This is a genomic window from Synechococcus sp. H55.7 (assembly GCF_047462395.1).
In the GTDB taxonomy this organism is placed as follows: domain Bacteria; phylum Cyanobacteriota; class Cyanobacteriia; order Thermostichales; family Thermostichaceae; genus Thermostichus.
This window is the reverse complement of record NZ_JANSJD010000005.1, coordinates 75261-94095: the sequence shown is the minus strand read 5'-3', so window position 1 is coordinate 94095 and position 18835 is coordinate 75261. Positions and strand designations below refer to the sequence as shown.

The 18835-nt window shown below is 60.6% G+C and carries 19 protein-coding genes; 5 read left to right on the top strand and 14 right to left on the bottom strand.

Going from position 1 to position 18835, the window contains the following annotated elements; all coding sequences use genetic code 11:
- Positions 1 to 15 precede the first annotated feature (15 nt).
- The 5 genes from NW851_RS03795 to ebsA form a co-directional block, all read right to left on the bottom strand.
- Positions 16 to 2247, bottom strand: coding sequence for a DNA polymerase III subunit gamma/tau (locus NW851_RS03795; protein ID WP_414337094.1), 2232 nt, complete (start codon positions 2245 to 2247; stop codon positions 16 to 18).
- A gap of 98 nt (positions 2248 to 2345) precedes the next feature.
- A complete protein-coding gene (locus NW851_RS03790) occupies positions 2346 to 2873 on the bottom strand; it encodes a hypothetical protein (RefSeq protein WP_414335938.1) in 528 nt (175 codons plus the stop codon).
- Positions 2874 to 2909: 36 nt separating this feature from the next.
- Entirely contained in the window at positions 2910 to 3569 is a 660-nt protein-coding gene (coaE, locus tag NW851_RS03785) for a dephospho-CoA kinase (RefSeq protein ID WP_414337093.1), read from the bottom strand.
- A gap of 116 nt (positions 3570 to 3685) precedes the next feature.
- Entirely contained in the window at positions 3686 to 5377 is a 1692-nt protein-coding gene (gene cimA, locus NW851_RS03780; protein WP_414332571.1) for a citramalate synthase, read from the bottom strand.
- On the bottom strand, positions 5367 to 5738 hold the full coding sequence (ebsA, locus tag NW851_RS03775; protein WP_414332569.1) for a type IV pilus biogenesis protein EbsA: 372 nt from the start codon (positions 5736 to 5738) through the stop codon (positions 5367 to 5369). The genes cimA and ebsA overlap by 11 nt, the downstream gene beginning before the upstream one ends.
- A gap of 256 nt (positions 5739 to 5994) precedes the next feature.
- Here ebsA and larE point away from each other — a divergent pair, with 256 nt between their 5' ends.
- From larE to NW851_RS03760, 3 genes are all read left to right on the top strand, one after another.
- On the top strand, positions 5995 to 6870 hold the full coding sequence (gene larE, locus NW851_RS03770) for an ATP-dependent sacrificial sulfur transferase LarE (protein ID WP_414332567.1): 876 nt from the start codon (positions 5995 to 5997) through the stop codon (positions 6868 to 6870).
- Positions 6871 to 6918: 48 nt separating this feature from the next.
- Positions 6919 to 8739: a DUF3769 domain-containing protein gene (locus NW851_RS03765; protein WP_414337092.1), complete on the top strand. Its 1821-nt coding sequence runs from the start codon at positions 6919 to 6921 to the stop codon at positions 8737 to 8739.
- A gap of 280 nt (positions 8740 to 9019) precedes the next feature.
- Positions 9020 to 9301 carry a DUF1830 domain-containing protein gene (locus NW851_RS03760; protein WP_414337091.1) on the top strand — a complete coding sequence of 94 codons (282 nt, stop codon included), beginning with the start codon at positions 9020 to 9022 and terminating at the stop codon, positions 9299 to 9301.
- A 24-nt stretch (positions 9302 to 9325) separates the two neighbouring features.
- On the opposite strand, the gene NW851_RS03755 is transcribed toward NW851_RS03760, so the two are convergent.
- The 5 genes from NW851_RS03755 to NW851_RS03735 form a co-directional block, all read right to left on the bottom strand.
- Positions 9326 to 9700, bottom strand: a complete 375-nt coding sequence (locus tag NW851_RS03755; protein ID WP_414332561.1) for a hypothetical protein — start codon at positions 9698 to 9700, stop codon at positions 9326 to 9328.
- A 33-nt stretch (positions 9701 to 9733) separates the two neighbouring features.
- Positions 9734 to 10459: a hypothetical protein gene (locus NW851_RS03750; RefSeq protein ID WP_414332559.1), complete on the bottom strand. Its 726-nt coding sequence runs from the start codon at positions 10457 to 10459 to the stop codon at positions 9734 to 9736.
- Positions 10460 to 10499: 40 nt separating this feature from the next.
- Complete coding sequence (locus NW851_RS03745) at positions 10500 to 11045, bottom strand: DUF3110 domain-containing protein (RefSeq protein WP_414332557.1); 546 nt, start codon at positions 11043 to 11045, stop codon at positions 10500 to 10502.
- A gap of 777 nt (positions 11046 to 11822) precedes the next feature.
- On the bottom strand, positions 11823 to 12167 hold the full coding sequence (locus tag NW851_RS03740) for an ArsR/SmtB family transcription factor (protein ID WP_414332555.1): 345 nt from the start codon (positions 12165 to 12167) through the stop codon (positions 11823 to 11825).
- A gap of 138 nt (positions 12168 to 12305) precedes the next feature.
- Positions 12306 to 13487, bottom strand: coding sequence for a metallophosphoesterase family protein (locus tag NW851_RS03735; RefSeq protein ID WP_414337090.1), 1182 nt, complete (start codon positions 13485 to 13487; stop codon positions 12306 to 12308).
- 201 nt (positions 13488 to 13688) lie between these two features.
- Between NW851_RS03735 and NW851_RS03730 the strand changes: the two genes are divergently transcribed.
- Positions 13689 to 14111 (top strand): Fur family transcriptional regulator, encoded by a 423-nt coding sequence (locus tag NW851_RS03730; RefSeq protein WP_414332551.1) that lies wholly within the window; start codon positions 13689 to 13691, stop codon positions 14109 to 14111.
- A 63-nt stretch (positions 14112 to 14174) separates the two neighbouring features.
- On the opposite strand, the gene NW851_RS03725 is transcribed toward NW851_RS03730, so the two are convergent.
- From NW851_RS03725 to NW851_RS03715, 3 genes are all read right to left on the bottom strand, one after another.
- The gene (locus NW851_RS03725) at positions 14175 to 16274 is read right to left on the bottom strand and encodes a thioredoxin domain-containing protein (RefSeq protein ID WP_414337089.1); all 2100 of its coding nucleotides are present in this window, start codon (positions 16272 to 16274) and stop codon (positions 14175 to 14177) included.
- 122 nt (positions 16275 to 16396) lie between these two features.
- A complete protein-coding gene (locus tag NW851_RS03720) occupies positions 16397 to 16900 on the bottom strand; it encodes a GNAT family N-acetyltransferase (RefSeq protein WP_414332547.1) in 504 nt (167 codons plus the stop codon).
- A 79-nt stretch (positions 16901 to 16979) separates the two neighbouring features.
- Positions 16980 to 17447 carry an SRPBCC family protein gene (locus NW851_RS03715; protein ID WP_414332545.1) on the bottom strand — a complete coding sequence of 156 codons (468 nt, stop codon included), beginning with the start codon at positions 17445 to 17447 and terminating at the stop codon, positions 16980 to 16982.
- A gap of 286 nt (positions 17448 to 17733) precedes the next feature.
- On the opposite strand from NW851_RS03715, the gene NW851_RS03710 reads away from it, so the two are divergent.
- Positions 17734 to 18504, top strand: a complete 771-nt coding sequence (locus NW851_RS03710) for a DUF502 domain-containing protein (RefSeq protein ID WP_414332543.1) — start codon at positions 17734 to 17736, stop codon at positions 18502 to 18504.
- Here NW851_RS03710 and NW851_RS03705 read toward each other — a convergent pair whose 3' ends face one another.
- A complete protein-coding gene (locus tag NW851_RS03705; RefSeq protein WP_414337088.1) occupies positions 18505 to 18834 on the bottom strand; it encodes a TIGR03792 family protein in 330 nt (109 codons plus the stop codon).
- Position 18835: the final 1 nt, after the last annotated feature.

Here is an 18835-nt window from a genome sequence, read left to right as displayed (position 1 = left end):
AGCTTAAGATAGCCCTTAAAAAGGCAGCTCCTCCTTTAAGGATTCCCTTTCTGCTTGGCGATCGACAAGCGGAAAAGACGGCTTTGCTGCTGCATTGGGAAACTCTGCAGCAGACCCTTCTGCCGGTGTCGGCGGGTCGTAGATCTCACCGGAGAGCAGGTCGAGGGATCCCTCGGCTTCTAAAGTCTCCATTGAGGAGAGCCCTGCCGCGGATCCCAACACCCCCTCCAAGTCCACCAGGCTGCCGTTGAAATGGTCGGCAAAACGGCGGGCAATCTCCGCCAGCTCATGGGTTAGTTCATAGGACTGCCGACGGTGCTCTGCATAACCTAGAGAAGCAATGCTGGTTGCTGAGCCGTTCACCTGAGCGCCCCCCACGGGATCGTTGCGCTCAGGCTCTGGCGAAGGTGGGTCAGAGGGGGGATGGTGCCCGGTACTTGGCGGGATGGGCTCCGTTGAGGAAGCAGGGCTGCTGGTGTTATCGCTTGGCAACCCTGGCGCGGCAACGGGATCGGGGGGGAGAAATGCTGTGGGCGGCAGCGGGGCGGAGCTCTTGGACTTGGTTTCGCCGGTGCGATTGGAAACCTCCGGCCTGCCGGAGCGCTGCACAACCAAGTTGAGCTGCACAGGGCGCTGCAACAGATGGTGGAGTACCGACCGCAGTTCGGCTTCTTTGCTGCGCACCTTGTCCACCAAGCCTTTGCTGGGAAAGGCAAGGGTAATCTCTTCCAGAGTCTCTTGCTGCAAATGCCCGGATCCCAGCAGGGCTTTGGTAATTGGGGAAAGGCCCTTGAGGAACTCCTCCCACCGGGGCCGCAAGAGCCTGGCGGAGGAAGCGGCGGGATCTTGCGCTTTTTCCGGGGAAGTCTCCCCTCGGCTTGGCCCTGCTGTCGGTGGCGGTGTGGAGTCCCCCGTTGCTCGAGAGGCAGGGGTTGGGAGCTTTTCAACCGCTGCTGCAGCCTGCTGCTTTTCTCCTACGACAGCGGGGGCAACGTTCCCATCGAGGTTCTTCAAGACCTCCGGCTTGCTGCTGCCCCTAGCAGAAGACGGGCCGACAACAGCTTCAGGAGAGAGAGCAGGGGATAGGTCGGCAACGGGGAGCGGCTTTCCGCCTTTGGCCTCTGTCGATGGCAGCGGGACGGCACCCTGGCGAAGCTGGCCCAGCAGATCCAGCAGGGCAATTTCCAACCAAAGCTGGGGCTGGCCGCCCTGGCGAATTTGCGGCTCGCACTGGCGCAGATGGCTCTGGGCCGCCAGCAGCATCTCCACCGAGTAGCGAGGGGCCCGCTGCTGCAGGGCTGCCCAAGTGGGATCCGTTACGGCCGCCAACTGTCGCTGTTGTGGTGCCGTCTTGGCCAGCAGCAGATCCCGGTAAAAGGCCACCAGGCTCTGCAGCAGCACCAGCGGCTCTCTGCCCCGCTCCAGCAATTGCCGCGTCTGGGCCAGCACTGCTTGCACATCCTGAGCCAGCAGGGCATCGGTCAACTCCAAAAGCTGCCGCTCCGGAATCCCGCCCACCAAGTCCCACACGGCTTCTGGGGTGATGGATCCCTCCAGCAAGCTGAGCTGATCCAACAGGCGCTCGGCGTCCCGCAGCCCTCCCTGGGCCAGTTGGGCCACCAGCTGCAAGGCTTCTGCCGTGATGGGGATCCCTTCCTGGGCGGCAATCTTGCCCAGGTGGGCCACCATGTCGTCGAGGGGAATGCGGCGAAAGTCAAAGCGCTGACAGCGGGAAACGATGGTGGGCAGAACCCGCTGAGGGTCGGTGGTGGCCAGCACAAACACCACGCGGGGGGGCGGCTCTTCTAGGGTCTTCAGCAAAGCGTTGAAGGCGGCATTGCTGAGCATGTGGCACTCGTCGATGACATAGACCTTGTAGCGGCTATTCACCGGCGCAAACTGGGCCCGCTCGATCAGCTCGCGGATGTTGTCCACACCGGTATTGCTGGCGGCGTCGATTTCAATCACATCCAAAGAAGAGCCGGCGGTGATGGCGCGGCACTGGCTGCACACCTGACAGGGATCCGGCGTCGGCCCCTGCTCGCAATTTAGGGACTTAGCCAAAATGCGGGCGCTGGAGGTCTTGCCCGTGCCGCGCGGCCCACAGAACAAGTAGGCCGGCGCCACCCGGTTTTGCCGGATGGCATTGGTCAAAGTCTGTACCACCGCCCCTTGGCCCACCACATCGGCAAAGCGCTGCGGGCGGTATTTCAAATGAAGGGGTTCGTACTTGCCGGCAGCGGCCATTTTTTGGAGATCTCCAGTCGCAATAGCGGGACGGAGTCCTTGCAAGCGCGCCCCCGCCGCAACCCCTCGATGCTGAGGCGATCCCAGGGGGGCTCCCCCTATTCTGGCTTCTCCCTGTGTCCCTCAGGAGCAACACCGAGTCTTGAAGAAGATGCTGCTTCCTGGGCAAGCAAAGCCTTGGGATCCCGGCGGCGCAGGGGCGGCATCTGCGGCAATTGCACCTTCCAGCGGGGGGCATCCAGTTGATCTATGTGCTGCAGGCGGTAGCTGAGCTGGTACAGCTCCCTCTTGAGCTGGCGATTTTCTGCTTGAATGGCGGCGATGCGCTCGCGGATGGGCTGCAGGCGGGCCTGCAGCTTGCGCCGGTAGAGCTCCGGCAGCTCTTGGAGCATCTGCTCCAACACCTGCTTTTCTTGGTAGAGCTGCTCGATCTCGGCCTCATAGCTGCGAATCTGTCGGTGTTGCTTTTCTTGGCGCAGCTCCAAAAGATCGATCTGGCTTTGCAGCAGGCGGTTGCGCTCCCGCAAAGCCTGAATCTCCTGCTCCCGCGCCGCCAGCGCTTGCACCCACCAGGACTCTGCCCTGCTATCGCCAACAGGCTCGCCGCCGCAAATCGTTTCTTGCATCGACTCTTCCTCAACCCACCATCCCCATCCGCTACTCTATCCAGCCTGCTGGGGCGAGGCCAGGGGTTTCTGGGAAGCCAGCGCTTGTTGCACCTGGGCTTCCAGCTCCGCCAGGGATCCGGAATTGTCCAGCACTACATGGGCGCGACGGGCCTTTTCCTCCAGGGGCCACTGGCTGGCCAGGCGAGCTTCAATTTCTGCCGGTGTCAGGAGGGGATCCCGCTGAGCCAGGCGCTGCCGCTGCTGCTCAGGGGTACAGGTCACCACCCAGATCTCGCTGACCCAGTTTTCCATGTGGGCCTCAAACAGCAGCGGGATCATCAGGCAAACGGTGGGAGGGCCGTCCTTTTGAGGATTTGCAACCCCTTCCTCAGGCGGCGCAGAGGCTCCGTGAGACTGGAGAAACTCCCGCAGCCGCGCTTTGACAAACGGGTGGATCTGGGCTTCTAGCCAGGCCCGCTCGGCGGCATCGGCAAAGATAATCTGCCCTAACTGGCGGCGATCCAGCTCTCCAGAGGGATCCCGGATGGCCTGGCCATAGCGCTGCAGCACCCGCTCGCGGATGGGGGATCCCACCGCCAAGGCCTGGCGGGCCATCTGATCCGCATCGGCCACCGGGATCCCGTGCCGTTCCAAGATGCGGGCCACTGTGGATTTACCGGTGGCTATGCCGCCCGTCAAGCCGATGATTCTCATGGGAGCTGTACGATTTCACACAAGTTGGAGCCAGCCTCTCACCCCCGGCCCCTCTCCCAGCCCTCACCCCCAGCCCCTCTCCCAGAGGGAGAGGGGAGATGGTTGAAGATCCCCCTTCAAGGCGAGGCCATCTGGGCAGAGGCTGGGGAAAGGCAAGGTGCTGTCAAGAGACTATACTCTAAGCCTTCCACCAAGGCCCGGCAGGAGGCTTCGATGATGTTGGTGGAAACTCCCACCGTGGTCCAGCGGCGGTGGCCATCGCTGAACTCCACCAGCACCCGCGTTTTCGCCGAGGTGCCGGCCCGCCCATCCAAGATGCGCACTTTGTAGTCGGCCAGGTGAATCCCTTCCAGTTGGGGGTAGAACTCCAGCAAGGCTTTGCGCAGCGCCCCATCCAAAGCTGCCACCGGCCCATTGCCTTCCGCTGCCGTTACCCGCGTCTGCCCTTGCACCGCAATCTTCACCGCCGCCAAGGACTGCACATCCCCCGCCTCACCACTGGGATCCCAGTCTTTGCTGCTCCAGTCGGAGCGGGTAGTGGTGCTGACATTAAAGCTAAGCACCTCAAATGGATGCAAGCGCTGACCTAACAGCTCCCGCACCAGCAGCTCAAAGCTGGCCTCAGCCGCCTCAAACTGATAGCCCTGCAGCTCCAGGGTCTTCAACCGCTCTAGGATCAAGCGGGCTTGGGGATCTGACTTGTCCAGCCGGATCCCGAAGCCGGCCACTTTGCTGAGGATATTGCTCAGCCCCGCTTGTTCCGAAACCACGATGCGCCGGCAGTTGCCCACCTGCTCCGGGGCAATGTGCTCGTAGGTGAGGGGGTTTTTCTGGACGGCGCTAACGTGGATCCCGCCCTTGTGGGCAAAGGCCGACCGGCCCACAAAGGGGGCATGGTCATCCGGAGCCAGGTTGACCACCTCGCTGATGGCGCGGGAGATCTCCGTCAGGTGTTGCAGCTTCCCTTCCGGCAGACAGCGGTAGCCCAGCTTTAGTTGCAGGTTGGGGATGACGCTGCACAGGTCGGCGTTGCCACAGCGCTCCCCATAGCCGTTGATGGTGCCTTGCACCATGCGCGCCCCCGCCTGGACTGCCGCCAGGGCATTGGCCACAGCAGTGCCGGAATCGTTGTGGGTGTGGATCCCCAGGGGCAAATGCCCCAGGTGATGGGACTCGGCCAAGACGGCTGCGGTGATGGCGGCAATCTCGGGGGGCAGGGATCCGCCGTTGGTATCGCAGAGAACCAGCCACTCCGCCCCCGCTTCTGCCGCCGCCACGAGGGTTTGCAGGGCGTAGTCGGAGTTATGGCGATAGGCGTCAAACCAGTGCTCAGCATCGTAGATCACCCGTCGCCCCTGGGAGCGCAAATAGGCGATGGTATCCCGGATCATGGCCAGGTTTTCGGCCAAGGTGGTGCCCAGCCCCTCAGTCACATGCAGATCCCAGGACTTGCCGAACACCGTCACGTAGCGGGTGCCCGCCGCCAAGATGGCCTGCAGCAGGGGGTCGTCAGCCGCCCGCCGCCCCGGCTTGCGGGTGGAGCAAAAGGCCACCAGCTCCGCCTGCTCCAGAGGCTCTTCCCGCAGTTGCCAGAAAAACTGCACATCCTTGGGATTGGCCCCCGGCCAGCCCCCCTCGATAAACGGGATCCCCAGCCGATCCAGCAGCTTGGCGATCTGGATCTTGTCTTGCACCGACAGCGACAGCCCCTCCCGCTGCGCCCCATCCCGCAGCGTGGTGTCGTAGAGGGTGATGGCGGCTAAGCAACCAAGGACTGCGTCCTGCTGGCGCGAACGGTCAATCTTCATAGCGCATCAGCTTTTTGTAAAAGGCGGTGGAGAAATCCGGCGGCTGCCCCCGCTGCATCAGGGTCACCACATCGATGAGATAGTCCACAAACTCGTAGTTGGCAATGGAAAGCTGATAGGTGAGCTCGGCATCTTGAGCGAAGATCACCTGAACCACCGTTAAATCTGAAGGTAGCGGGGACATGTGCCAACTGGCCAAGAAGCGGACGGGATCCGCCCCCTCAATAGCCCTTTGCCCCTCCAGGTTGCCTCTTTTGTAGAGGCCCACCGCCAGGGCTAAGTACTGTCGGCGGGCAACGGCGTAATAGGGCTGATAGACGGCCACTTCTGGCGGGCTGGCAGGTTCGAGTTGCAGAGCCATGACGGCAAGAGGAGAGAAGCGTCGATTGCGGCAACAAAGCAAGGGACTCACTGCCATCCAGCCTACCGCGTCGGCGGGCTGCTGGCCTAGAGACAGGTTGCCCGCTTGTGGGGGGATCCCGCACCTCACTTGGGAAGGAAGCGTTGGAAAGTCGGGAAACTCTGAGAAACAATAGGAAGGGAAAACCGCCCCAGGTTCTCCTCCGCCGGGCCAGGACGGCGTCCCCTTGGCCCCGACTTACCGAATTGCTGGCCTTATGAACATAGCCCCAAACCCCACTGCCGACCCTCTGCTGGAGCTGGATCCCGTCCTGCAAGGCAAGTTCCACCAGCTTGTCCAAATCTTCGCCGAGATGGGGCGGGTCTTGGTGGCCTACTCAGGCGGGGTCGATAGCAGCCTGGTGGCCAAACTGGCCTGGGATCAGGTGGGGGAGCGGGCCCTGGCCGTCACTGCCGCTTCCCCGGCGCTGTTGCCCGAAGATCTGGAGGAGGCCATCCGGCAAGCCCAATACATCGGCATTCGCCACCAGATCGTCGAGACCCAGGAGCTGCAGGATCCCCGCTACGCCGCCAACCCCGCCAACCGCTGCTACTTCTGCAAAAGCCACTTGCACGACACCCTGCGTCAGGTGGCTAAAACTCAGGGATACGACCACGTGGCAGATGGCCTCAACGCCGACGATCTGGCCGACTATCGACCGGGAGCGCAGGCGGCCCGAGAGCGAGGCGTGCGTTCTCCCTTGGCGGAGGTGGGGATGAGCAAGCTGGAGGTGCGGCAACTGTCTCGCCACCTGGGCCTGCCCTGGTGGGACAAGCCGGCCCAGCCCTGCCTCAGCTCCCGCTTTCCCTATGGCGAGGCAATCACCGCCGAGAAGCTGCGGCGGGTGGGATTGGCAGAGCGCTATCTGCGCAGCTTGGGCTGGCAGCAAGTGCGCGTGCGCTCCGAGAAAGATACTGCCCGCATCGAACTGCTCCCTCATCAAATCGTGGAATTTGTGCAAAAAACCGATCTGGCAGCGCTGGTCAAGGCCCTGCAATCTTTTGGTTATCTCTACGTCAGTCTCGATTTGGAGGGCTACCGCAGCGGCAAGCTCAACCGCGCCCTCAACCCGCCCCCGCCGACAACGGGCTGAGCCAGCCTAGGGGCTTGGGCTGAAGTTTTGTGCCAGGTTTAGGGGAATATGAAAGGGTTTTGGTGGCTCTGGCTTTGCTTGGGGGTGTTTGGTCTGGCAACGGCTGCTCCTGCCTCAGCCCAGAAAGGCCGGGTGGCAGCCGCTCCGCCGGGGGATACGACTGACGCCCTTGCGGAGCGCACGTTACGGCTGCGCTCGAACCGCCAAACCTTTGACCAGCGGGCGCAGGTTTTCCTGGCCGAGGGCAACGTGGAGATGCGTCTGGGCCGCTCTGTGCTGCGGGCAGATCGCTTGCGCATCGAGCTGCAACAGCGGCGAGCCGTGGCCGAGGGCAACGTTTCCATCGAGTTGGATCAGCAGCGCATCCAGGGATCCCGGCTGGAATACGACTTTGAGCAAGAGCGAGGAGTGTTGGAAGAAGCCTTCGGCCAGGTGGATATCGGCCAGTTGCAAGCTGCCGGATCCCCGGCGGCGGCCCTCTCGCCGCAGCGGCTGGTGCGCTTTCGCGCTGCCCGCATCCGCTTCGATGCCAACAACTGGGAAGGAGAGCAGGTGCGGCTGACCAATGACCCGCTGGATCCGCCGGAGCTGGAGATCCGCAGCCCGCGGGCGACCTCTACCTTGCAGGCGGATGGTTCCAGCCTGTTGATTGCCGAAGCTGGCCAACTGGTTTTCGACCAGGTCTTGTTTCTGCCCCTGCCCATTCGGCTGCGCTTTGACTCATTGAACCGTCAGCCTCCGGTCAGCCTTTTCTACGATGACTTCGACCGGGAAGAGCTGCGGCGCGGCCTGATCCTGCAGGCCAACTTCGAGCTGCTGCAGGATCCCCATCTCAGCCTGGTGCTCTCCCCGCAACTGTATCCGCAACGCCTTTGGGGCAGCGACCAAGGGATCCGCGATGGGATCGGGCTGCGGGCTGATTTTCGTTGGCGGCAACCGGAAGCCAATGCCCAAACCTCGCTGTTTGCCGAGCTGCGCGGGATCGTCTTCGAGGAATTTGCCCGGCGCTTGCGGGCTCAGGTCGAACACCGCGTTACCACCGGCAACGGCGGCCAAGTCACCTACACCTATGCGTATCAGGAGCGTTTTTTCAGCGGGCGGCTGGGGTTTCAGATTGTGGAGAATCGCCTTGGTGCTAGCTACAGCTCGCCCACCCTCCGCCTCGGCAACACCGGTTTGGATTTCAGCTACCGCATAGCCGCCGACTACATCGACGCCCTCGGGCAACTCGGCGACATCGACACCGATCCCGATCTGGCCTTGGCCAAGACCACCGACCGCATTCAGCTCGCTCGACTGCAACTGGGGGCAGCCCTAACTCGTTCTTTTCCCCTCTGGCGACCCCCTAAGACGGCGTCGGATCCGCCGCCCCGCTTTTCCGCTTTGCCCATCGAACAGGGAATCTGGCTCAACACCGGCGTCAGCAGCAGCCAGTCACTCTACTCCAATGGCCGTGTCCAAAGCTATACTGCCGGCAGCATCGGCATCGATGCGGTAATCGGGGCTTTTGTGGCCGATACCTTCGACTACACCAACCTGAGGGTGACCTACTCCAACGGTTTTTTGGCCGGAGCCTCGCCGTTTTTGTTCGACCGCATCACCACGCGGGAGCAGCTTGTTTTGGGCTTTTTACAGCAACTGTATGGTCCGTTGCGGGTAGGGGCAGAGACGACGGTGGATCTGCAGTCAGGCCAGCAGGTGGACATCACCTACCGCCTGGGTTACGACCGCCGCACCTATGGATTTAGCTTGCAATACAATCCGGTGCGCCAGTCGGGGGCGCTGGAGCTGCGGGTGGAGGGCCTGAACTGGGATCCCCGCCAGTCGCCGCAAAAACCGACGACCGGAGCGAGCGTCCACGAGCCCTGATCCCCAAACTCCAAGGGGACTCAAAATGTAATCTTGATTACTACTCTGTGGAGATTTTCTGTGAGAAATTGCCTCGCCGCAGGAAGAAATCTCAATCCAAGTCCGTCCTGAGTTGAGGAGCCATTCTGAAAAAATCAAAACGGTAAGATAAAATACAGAAATTGCTTTTCCAGGATTAATTTCTGCTGGTTGGGATCGCCGTATCGCAGACTACCGCAGCGATCCCCAGGCGGTGTTAGGGTAGATGCTAGGCTGAGCAGAGTGGGCTGGTGATCTAATTATGCAAACACTTGATGCAATCCCCGCCAAAAAACAAACAGAGCGAATAACCTGTAGCTACATCAATGCGACCAGCTCCGTTCAGGTGGTTCGCATCACAAATATCGAAAACTGGTACTTTGAGCGGGTGGTCTTCCCAGGGCAGCGGCTGCTGTTTGAGGCAGTGCCGGGAGCCAAACTGGAGATCCACACGGGCATGATGGCCAGCTCTATCCTGACAGACATCATCCCCTGCGAAAAGATGCGGGTGCGAGAGACGGAGCCGGTGACTGTGGGCGCCTAGATCCCCAGAGGCCAGCGGTGTGGACTAGGTCTCGCGGCCTTGCTGCTTTCTCTCCTCTGCTTCCGGGCTAGGGGAAGGTTGGGGTGAGGGGCGAGGCTTGGGCGGCAGTGGGATCTCGAGGAAACGGGCGCTCAACCTCACCGGGCTGGTCTCTCGCCGTTGCGGCGGCCAAGGGATCCCCAGCCAACGGGCCGTGAGCTCCAGCAAGCCGGGGGGCGGTGTGGGAGTAGGGGTGGGCGTTGGTGGTGGGGTGGGGTACAGATCCAAGCGCGGGGGGCGCGGGGTGCTGACCCGGAAAGCATCAGGGGGCGGCTGGGTCAGCGGCACGTTGGGATCCCCGCACCCCAGCAGGCCCAGCCCCAGCAGGATGTACAGCGTTGCAGTGCCTCTGCTTCTCATAAACGAGCTGCCGAACATCGACCCACCAGACTATCACCGGGATCCCAGGACTCTGAGCCGGCTTTGCAAATCTGCTTCCAGGGCAGATAGCTCGCGGGCCATGGTTACGTAGCGGTTGGCAGTCAAGTTTTTGGCGATAAATTGCTCCAGCAGTTGCTGATCCCGGGCAACCATCTGGTTAAAGTACTGCTCTACGGAAACCCGCGGGTCTTCGATCAAGGCTCTGCACATCTGCAAAGCCGTGATCAACTGGGCTCGCACCTGCAAAAAGAGGGACTGGACGTACTTCTGCTCTGCCTCGTTCAGTTGGCGAAAATCGCGCCAATACTGCCCTCTTTCCAGCGATTGTTGCAGCTCCTGCACCCAGCGGTTGTACTCCTTCACCTTGCGGGCCAGGTCGCTGGCGAACTCCATGATCTTGGGCGGGCTGTTGAGGAGATGGGCCTCCTGCCAACGCTGACGAATGCGACGCAGGTTTTGCCGCAACTCCAGGATGGCCCAGAGCAGCCCCAGCAAAACCACCCCCAGCAACAGGACGGCCACCGCGTACAGCAGCCAATAGCCGGGATCCCGCATCGCCGAGAAGATCACCAGAGCAACCACCAACAGGCAAAGGGCCAGCATAATCCAGAAGCGCAGTTGTTGTTGTTGCAGACGCAGGTACCCCTCCCTCAGGCCAAATGCTTCACAGCAAGCCTCCAGATCCGCATCCATGATCTGGCGAAACTCCTCTGCAGAGATCGGTTCGGCAGTGATCATCGAAGACCCTCGCAACGCAATCTGGCTGAAGTCCAGGCCGTTAGGATTTGCTCTGCCAATCCCGCGCGGTTTCCGTGCTCTCCTCCAGAGGCTCCAGCATCTCGTTGGCCGGAACCACCATCAATCCGTAGCCCCCTTCGCGACAAAAATCGACGATCTCCTGCGTGTCAAAACGTTCTGCTACAGGCTTAGGCAGTCCCTGTTGAGCCAGCCTCTGGGCATATTTTCTGGCCGCAAACGAGCTCTCAAAAGCAATAACAATATCTTGACCACCAACCTGGCGCGTGCAGATCCCCTCCTGCCCATTGGCTTGGTAGAGCAGCACGATCACCTGGGAAGGCAAGTCTTCCGGGCTAACCCAAGATAACCCTCTCTCTACCTGGGATCCCCCGCCCAGCAGCACATCCCGCGCCTCATTCAGCCGCGCCAGTTGCGCCTCTAGCAAGGGCCTTTGTCGCTCATCCTCCAGTTCTGCGAGAGCAGTGCCGAGAGTTTGGTATTCCTGAAACAATCGCCCCCGGATCTGCCGCTCGCTTGCATCCGGCGGAAGGCTGAGAATTTTAAGGGCTTCGGCGGTGCTCATCATCAAAACCTCCTGGGTCTGAACCCTTGTCCTTTAGGACGGCTTTGTCCACTTCAGGCATAACACCTCCACGAACAAAAGCCGAGAAACCGCACATCTTCTTTTTTCGCTGTTTGCGTTAATCTTTTTTCCGCTTGCTCAACAATGCAGGCTGAGTTTTCCACCAGAACTTCCGCCCACAAAGCTCAGTCCCAATTTGGGGTGCTCGACCAGGCTCCCTCTCTTGAGTCCCAAACTCAGGGTACCACCACGGGGAAGCTGTTTCCCTCCTTTTAAGGAGAAGGCACGATTCCAAATCATCGCCTAGGCTAACTGCTCTGAGAGTCGCCGGGGAGAAATTCTTCCGTGATCGTTGCTGCCATCTTGAGGTTGCTTGGCAGGGGAATTGAGTTTGGGTTGCTCGAGTAAAGCGGGAAGCGAGAAACCCAACTCAAAAGCTTCTCGTGCCAGCAAAGATGGATCCGACTGGGCGCGTTTCACCCGCTCTTTGAGGCGATTCCGCAGGTGTGCCCGGTGGATGCGTTTCAACTCCTCTCTCGGGTCGCGTGTCATGCCGTCCCCACTTTTGTTGTATCGATCCTAACAAAGAGCCCAATGGCCGGTGTCAGGGAATTTTGACGGACTTTGGGAGATGGCGCAGCGAGTGAAGCCAACGGGATCCCTGGGGCTGCCAGGAGAGAAATAGAGATGCGCTTCTGTTGGCCCACCTTCAGTATGGCGGGATCCAACAGTTTTTCCGGGGGTATTTTGGGTTGCCGCGCCCAACACCTAGGGATCTTCTCAGGGATCTTCGGCACAGGGAACCGCGGCTTTGGGGGGGCCAGCCTGTCCCAAGCTATCCAAAAAATGCTGCAAGAGCTGAAAACCGGGTGGGTTAAGGCTGTAGTAAATCCAGCGCCCCTGCTGGCGAGCGTTAACCAGCTTGGCATCTCGCAGAGTTTTCAAGTGAAATGAAAGCTTAGACTGGCTAACCTGTAGCTTTTCGCAGAGCTCGCAAACACACAACTCGCGCCCCTGCAGCAGTTGCAGCACGCGTAGACGGAGCGGGTCAGAGAGAGCGTGGAACCGCTCCCACACCTGCTTATCCAGCAGATCCCCTTTTACCTCGACCAGCAACGAGACCATCTGTAATCAACTCTTAACTAAAGTAGCAGGAGTTGTGCGCCCCAACTCTTGATTGATTGGACTGATGGATGGGATGGTGGGGGAAAAGTAAGACAACGCATCGGCTCGGCAGCGTTTCCCTCCATGGAATCGACAGAGTTAATCCCGACACAGGGATCCAATACGAGCTTGGCAGGTGGCGATTTCTTCGGGGGTGAGGTTGTCCCAATTGACGTCGCGGCGCAGCACCAAGCCATTGTGCCCGGTGATGAAGCGGGGCAGCTCGGCTTGGTCGATCACGCTCAGATCCCGCATGTGGTAGGTGGTGTAGTAGGTAACCTCCGAAGTGTTGAAATCCACGTCGATAAGGGTGAGGGTCTTGCGGGGGGGCAGGGGGCTATTCAGGAGGGGGCGGGGGCCGGAGCCAAGAATGCCGCAATGGAGCAGTTGCAGTTGCCCCTTGTGGCCAGGGTAGTAGCCGTGGTCGTGGCCGCTGATGTAGGTGTGGACGCGGTACTTCTCCAGCAGGGCCCGCTTGGCATCGGCCTCCAGCAACACCTCTCCTGGATCGTCGCGCCCGACGGTAATCGCATAGAGGGGTAGGTGGCCGATAACGATGCGCAACTTGGCCTTCTGAGCCCGTTCGCTGGCCAGTGCTGCTTCCGCCCAGGCCATCTGTTCCGGCGGGATGTAGTTGCAGGTGGCGTCCCAGACTAAGTAAAATACCCCGTCTTTTTCAAAGGTGTAGTAGAAGGGAAAGTCGCCTCGATCCACAAAGTTCAAGCCCGGATCGTGGGCCGGGTCGTTCCAAAACTCACGGGCCAAATCCCGTTCTTTTTGGAAGAGAAAACCGCCCCGCGTGGTGCGGGCACAGGAAGCATCGTGATTGCCCAGCGTGAAGCCGTAGGGGAGTTTGGCGGCTCGCAGCGGGCCGGCCACATGCCGGTCGAAGGCTGCCCACATGGCGCGAATGCGCTCTTCCGAGAGGCGGGGATCCTGCCCGGCCACCATGTCCCCTCCTCCCAAGACGATATCCGGCTGGAAGTAGGGGATGAGGCGGATAGCCCGATCCACCTCTGGGTCGTAGTCCACCGAGCCGTAGATGCCGTTCATATCGCTGATGACCAACAGGCGAAGATCGCGGCGGGCTGGGATGTAGAGGCCCCGGGGAGCTTCTGGATGGGGGACAACCGTGGGCGTAGGCCGAGGGGTAGGGGGGGATCCCACCACTGCGGACAGAGGTACCGAAGTAGGACGCTGCCGACTAGCCCAATAGGCCCCCCCCAATCCACTGCTGCCGGCTAGTCCCAACAAGCCCAAGATCATTTGGCGCCGCCGCATCCTGCTTCTCCTCAACACCCCAGCGGTATTGTAGAAGGGATATCGTCAATAATTGACCCCACTTCTTCTGCACACTGCTTAGAGAGGTCTACGCCAGTGGAGATTTTGCAACAAATCTTCAGAAACTTCGACTTGCAAATGTTAGACTAGTATAAATGAGCAACTGGCTATCTCAGACTCGGTATGACTTGAGGTTTGCCCATGCCTCGCCCTGTAGACTCTTTGGAAGCTGCTTTGGAGCGATGCCGAGAGTGCAATCTGCGCCTCAGCCGGCAGCGTCGTTATATTTTGGAACTGCTGTGGCAATGCGGCGAGCACCTTTCCGCTCGAGAGATCTATGATCGCCTCAATCGGCAGGGCAAGCCCATTGGCCACACATCCGTCTATCAAAATCTGGAGGCCCTGGCCAGCCACAACATTATCGAGTGCCTGGATCGCGCCGATGGGCGTCGCTACGGCAATCGTACCCATCCTCACAGCCATGTCAACTGCCTGGACAGCAACCGCATTTTGGACGTAGATGTGGAGCTGCCGCCGGAGCTGCTGGCCCAGGTAGAGCGGCAAACCGGCACCCGCATCCAGAGCTACCGCATCGAGTTTTTTGGGGTGGAGAACCAGAGCTAAGCCTTGGCGGTTTGGGTAGAGCAGAAGGGATCCCGGCTTGTTCTGGAGAAGGCTGAATCGCTGTCAGTAGGCTCGGTTCTGCCCTTTGCCGATCTGCGACTGGATTTGTTCCAGCGAGCTGGCCGGAGCCAGGCATTTGCTGCCCCAGCACACCAAGCCTAGCGCCCCTTCTGGCAGCGGCTCCGCTTCCGTGGGCAGGGCGAAGACGGTGGTGGGCCAAGAGCGCTGCTGAAAAGCAGGGATGTGCTCGGCCTCTAGGGTGACTTTCACCCAATTGCTGTACCAATCCAGCCCAGCAAACAAACTGGGGCAGGTGCGCGGCTGGGTGCTCATGATGTGAGCAAAGGTTTTCAGGGCCTGTTCTGCCCGTTCCAGGTAGTCCAGATCTCCGGTGATGGCGGCTAGGCGCACCAGGTTGGCAATGGCCACCCCATTGGCCGCGGGCGTGGCGTTGTCCTGAAACTCCTTCTCCCGCACCAACAGTTCAGGGGTGCTCTGGGCATCGCTGACAAAGTATCCCCCCCTGGCCGGATCCCACAGTTGCGCGTCCATCTCCTGCTGGAGCTGGAGGGCAGCCTGCAACCAATCTTGGGGGGTGGGATCCCCCACCAGCGGCAGGCTGACTTGGTGCAAGTCCAATAGGGCTTTGATCAGCAGGGCATAATCTTCCGATTTAGCGGGTACTTGGGCTGTGCCGTCGTAGTTCAGGCGCAGCAGGGATCCCGTCTGGGGGTGGCGCTGCTGGCTGAGGATAAATTGGGCGGCTCGCAGGGCCAACTGCAGACAGTCCTCGTCACCGAACACCTGGTAGGCCCGCGCCAGTCCAGAGATCATCAGGCCGTTCCAAGAGACGATCATCTTGGTGTCCGTGACAGGTGGGATCCGCCCCGGCCAAGAGCGTTGGCGGGCCGAGCGGGCATCTACCGCGGGTGGGAAGGGGGTTCTCCGCTCTGTGGAGCCGTAGCGGGCCCGAAACAGATGGGTGGTCAAGGCGGTCTCTACTTCCGGCGGCAGCTCTCCTCCCTGTTTGCGCTGCAAGACGATGCAGCCGGGCCGATCGGGGAAATTGGGCGACAGGTCAAACGCCTGCTGTAGGGCGCGGAAGGTTGCTTCATCCAGCAGATCCTGCAGCTCCTGCCAGCGCCAAACGTAGAACTCGCCCTCCTCCGGCTCCGTGTCCTCCGCCCGGGCAAAGCTGTCGGCATCCTGGGCGGCATAGAAATACCCGGCAGGGGCAGTCATCTCCCGCGCCACCCATTCCACCGTCAGGCGCACCGCCCGCTCGATAGCTGGATCCTGGATCCCGTGGGCCCACAGCTCAGACAGAAACTCCAAGATCTGCCCGTTGTCGTAGAGCATTTTTTCAAAGTGGGGCACCGTCCAGGTGGGATCCACGGTGTAGCGGTGAAACCCGCCGGCCACATGGTCGAAGATCCCTCCCAACACCAAGGCCATGCCCCGCTCCTTAGCCCGTTCCAGCGCCGTCGGCGAGCCGGGGATCCCTTCCGGTGGGTCGAAGCGGGCCGAGCGCAACACCAACTGGGCGTAGGGCATCATGGGGAACTGCTGCACCGCCCCGGCGTTGGCCAGCAAAGGCTGGATTTTGGGGATCCCGGAGCGCAACAGATCAGGGGGAATATGGTCTTCCGGCACCAGGTCGCTGAGGGTGGTCAGGGCCATCAAAATCTGGCCTTTCATCTCCTCGATTTTGTCTTTTTCCTGGCGGTAAAACTGGAGGATGCGCTGCAGCAAGGTCAAAAAACCCGGACGGCCAAAGCGGGGTTCCACCGGGAAATAGGTGCCCGCGTAAAACGGCACCAGATCATCGGGGGTGAGGAAGACATTGAGGGGCCACCCCCCCTGCCCGCTCATGAGCTGCAGCGCCTGCATGTAGATGCTGTCCAGATCGGGCCGCTCCTCGCGATCCACTTTGATGGGCAAAAAATGGGCATTAAGAAAGGCGGCGATCTCCGGGTTGGAGAAAGCCTCCCCCTCCATGACTGTGCACCAGTGGCAACTGGAATAGCCGATGGACAGAAAAATCGGCTTGTCCTCGGCCCGGGCTTTCTCCAGAGCCTCCGGGATCCAAGGCCACCAATCCACCGGGTTCTCGGCGTGCTTGCGCAGGTAAAGGCTGGAACACGTGGCGAGGCGATTGGCCATAGGTACACCTTCTCACCCTTTTTGCTTCAGGCTAGCGCGTTCTCTTCCCGAGGCCGAGCCAACCCACTGTTGTTCAAGATACACTCACCCACGCCTCTTCTTGCCCTGAGGCTCCCTGTTGGTCAGACCTGCTCCTGTTCGGCAGCCGGGATCAAAAACCCCAGCGGACGCCCGTGTAACACCAGAGTGGTGCTGGGATTTTCCACAAAACCAATTCGCTCGTAAAAGCCGCGCTGATGGGTGGTAAACAGGTAGATGCGCTCCACCGACTGCAGGTGGGGATGGCTGATCAGGGTTTCCACCAGCTTGCGCCCGATGCCCTGGCGGCGGTAGTCGTGATCAACCACAATGTCCCAGAGGACAGCCCGGTAAACCCCATCAGAGGTGGCGCGGCCAAAGCCGATCAGGCGCTCCCCGTCCCAGGCGCTGACCACCGGGTGGCTGTGGGCGATGGCCCGCTCCATCTCTTCCCGCCGGCGATTCTGGGCCCAAAAGGCGTTGCGGTTCAACAACAGCAGGAGCTGCTCCAGATCCAGATCGCCCCGCTCCAGGGAGAAGCGAATGTTGCGGTTGTCCACCGGTTGATGAGAAAGGGCGATGACAGGCTCAGGAGGGGGATCGGACATAGATTCAGACCTTGGCAGCAGCGAGAGTTAACAAGGAATCAAGGGGTCGTCGCAAAACGGAGAACAAACCTGGCCAGGGCTAGCTGGCCGGAGTATTGCTGGCGCTCGCTCCCGCCTGCTCTAGGGCATAGGCTTTGAAGCGCTCCAAGTCCGCCTGGATGGTGCTCTCCACAACTTTGCCCACAAACAGGCCATCCAAGATCTTGCCCAGGATCCCCGGGATCTTGTAGGCCACCGACAGCTTAACAATGGTACTGCCCTTGCGGTCGTAAAAGCGCAGTGCCCCGCGATTGGGCAAGCCTTCCACCGATTGCCAGCCGATGTGCTGGTGTTTCACCACCGTGTGGGTGCGGGAGATCCAACTGAAGGTGAGGCCGCGCGTATCCAGCGTCCACCGCGATAGCTCGTGATCCAGCAGTTCCACTGAGCGGATCCACTTCATCCAGCGCGGCATGAGGGCAAGGTTGGCCCACAGCTCCCACACCTGCTCGATGGGAACAGGCACCTCCACCTGACAGGTGTGCTCTAACCAATCTGACTCGGACATGGGGCCTCCCACACGACATCCGGCAGAACTATCCCAGGGCTTGACCACAGCGCCTCGGGACAGGCTCCCCGCTTTACAAAATTTTATATCGACCTAAGATAGCATTATCGGCCTCATGAAAGTTCGGGGCTCTGCACTTTCTGGCAGCCCGGTTGTTGGGTCCGAGCAAGTTGTAGCTGCCCCCATAGGGGCAAGGCAGAAGGCAGGTATGATGATTGCCATCTGCAAGCTTCACTTACGTCGGCTCGGTGCGTCCACTCATTTGACTTGATGGAACGACCTCACCATGGTTTCTCAATGGAAACAGCATCTTAAGAACTATTTCGTGGCGGGTTTGCTGGTGGTGATCCCTCTGGCAACCACGATTTGGCTAACGGTGGAGGTGGCCACCTGGAGCATCGGCTTTTTGACCAGCATTCCCAAGCAGTTTAATCCCATCCAGGGGCTGCACCCCATTTTGATCAACCTCATCGATCTGGCGGTGGGCTTGTTGACGCCGGTTGTGTTCATCCTGCTGATCGGCTTCATGGCCCGCAACATTGTCGGCCAGTGGCTGCTCAACCTGAGCGAGCAGTTGCTCCACGCCATCCCGGTGGCGGGGTTGGTCTACAAGACCCTGAAGCAATTGGTCAGCGTTTTGTTTGCCCCCAACAATCAGCGCTTTCGGCGGGTGGTGCTGGTGGAATATCCCCGGCCTGGGGCTTGGGCGCTGGCCTTTGTAACCGGCACCATTCAAACCCCAATCCGGCCGGATGGGCCGCAGCGCTCCCTCAGCCTGTTCGTGCCCACCACCCCTAACCCAACGACGGGCTGGTACGCCATCGTGCCGGAAGACCAGGTGGTGGAGGTGTTCATGCCGGTAGAGGACGCTTTCAAGATGCTCATCTCCGGTGGGATCGTGACCCCGGAAACTTTTGAGGCCGGGCTGCAACGGCGCGAAGGGGCCCTGGCCATGCCCAGCCTGCGGGAGTTGGTGGAACAAGAGCGGGCGGCGGCATCCGCTAGAGCCGACTCAATGGAACCCGAAGTGGGCTTTGAGAGCCAAAGGATCCCCTAATCAGGCTTGTCCTTCTCCCAATAGGTCGGGCTGCCAGAGCTGGTATTCTTTGGCCTGCTCCAGGCGTACATAAAAAGGCTGCATCTGCCGATCCAACCTCTCCACTTGGTCGGGGGAGAAGGCTTTCCAGGCAGTACGGCTGGCCCAGCGGAGGATGAGGTGAACAAGTTCGGGATCCTCTTGGTCCAGCCAGACTTCTTTGCCCAAAAAGCCCGGCTGTTGTCGCAGGGCAGGCCCCCAGATCCGCTCGTCTTCCTGAATGAAGGCCATCTGGCCGCCGGGAGGAACCCGGAAGCAGAGGTGTTCGATGGCGATGGGCTGGTCTGACATC

Bases quoted from the DNA above. Each gene is read 5' to 3' on its own strand.
- NW851_RS03740 (WP_414332555.1), bottom strand. From the start codon at position 12,167: ATGGTCTCGTTGCTGGTCGAGGTAAAAGGGGATCTGCTGGATAAGCAG.
- NW851_RS03735 (WP_414337090.1), bottom strand. From the start codon at position 13,487: ATGCGGCGGCGCCAAATGATCTTGGGCTTGTTGGGACTAGCCGGCAGC.
- NW851_RS03795 (WP_414337094.1), bottom strand. From the start codon at position 2,247: ATGGCCGCTGCCGGCAAGTACGAACCCCTTCATTTGAAATACCGCCCG.
- NW851_RS03710 (WP_414332543.1), top strand. From the start codon at position 17,734: ATGGTTTCTCAATGGAAACAGCATCTTAAGAACTATTTCGTGGCGGGT.
- ebsA (WP_414332569.1), bottom strand. From the start codon at position 5,738: ATGGCTCTGCAACTCGAACCTGCCAGCCCGCCAGAAGTGGCCGTCTAT.
- NW851_RS03760 (WP_414337091.1), top strand. From the start codon at position 9,020: ATGCAAACACTTGATGCAATCCCCGCCAAAAAACAAACAGAGCGAATA.
- NW851_RS03790 (WP_414335938.1), bottom strand. From the start codon at position 2,873: ATGCAAGAAACGATTTGCGGCGGCGAGCCTGTTGGCGATAGCAGGGCA.
- NW851_RS03725 (WP_414337089.1), bottom strand. From the start codon at position 16,274: ATGGCCAATCGCCTCGCCACGTGTTCCAGCCTTTACCTGCGCAAGCAC.
- NW851_RS03705 (WP_414337088.1), bottom strand. From the start codon at position 18,834: ATGTCAGACCAGCCCATCGCCATCGAACACCTCTGCTTCCGGGTTCCT.
- NW851_RS03745 (WP_414332557.1), bottom strand. From the start codon at position 11,045: ATGATGAGCACCGCCGAAGCCCTTAAAATTCTCAGCCTTCCGCCGGAT.
- NW851_RS03720 (WP_414332547.1), bottom strand. From the start codon at position 16,900: ATGTCCGATCCCCCTCCTGAGCCTGTCATCGCCCTTTCTCATCAACCG.
- NW851_RS03715 (WP_414332545.1), bottom strand. From the start codon at position 17,447: ATGTCCGAGTCAGATTGGTTAGAGCACACCTGTCAGGTGGAGGTGCCT.
- NW851_RS03755 (WP_414332561.1), bottom strand. From the start codon at position 9,700: ATGAGAAGCAGAGGCACTGCAACGCTGTACATCCTGCTGGGGCTGGGC.
- NW851_RS03750 (WP_414332559.1), bottom strand. From the start codon at position 10,459: ATGATCACTGCCGAACCGATCTCTGCAGAGGAGTTTCGCCAGATCATG.
- cimA (WP_414332571.1), bottom strand. From the start codon at position 5,377: ATGAAGATTGACCGTTCGCGCCAGCAGGACGCAGTCCTTGGTTGCTTA.
- NW851_RS03730 (WP_414332551.1), top strand. From the start codon at position 13,689: ATGCCTCGCCCTGTAGACTCTTTGGAAGCTGCTTTGGAGCGATGCCGA.
- coaE (WP_414337093.1), bottom strand. From the start codon at position 3,569: ATGAGAATCATCGGCTTGACGGGCGGCATAGCCACCGGTAAATCCACA.
- NW851_RS03765 (WP_414337092.1), top strand. From the start codon at position 6,919: ATGAAAGGGTTTTGGTGGCTCTGGCTTTGCTTGGGGGTGTTTGGTCTG.
- larE (WP_414332567.1), top strand. From the start codon at position 5,995: ATGAACATAGCCCCAAACCCCACTGCCGACCCTCTGCTGGAGCTGGAT.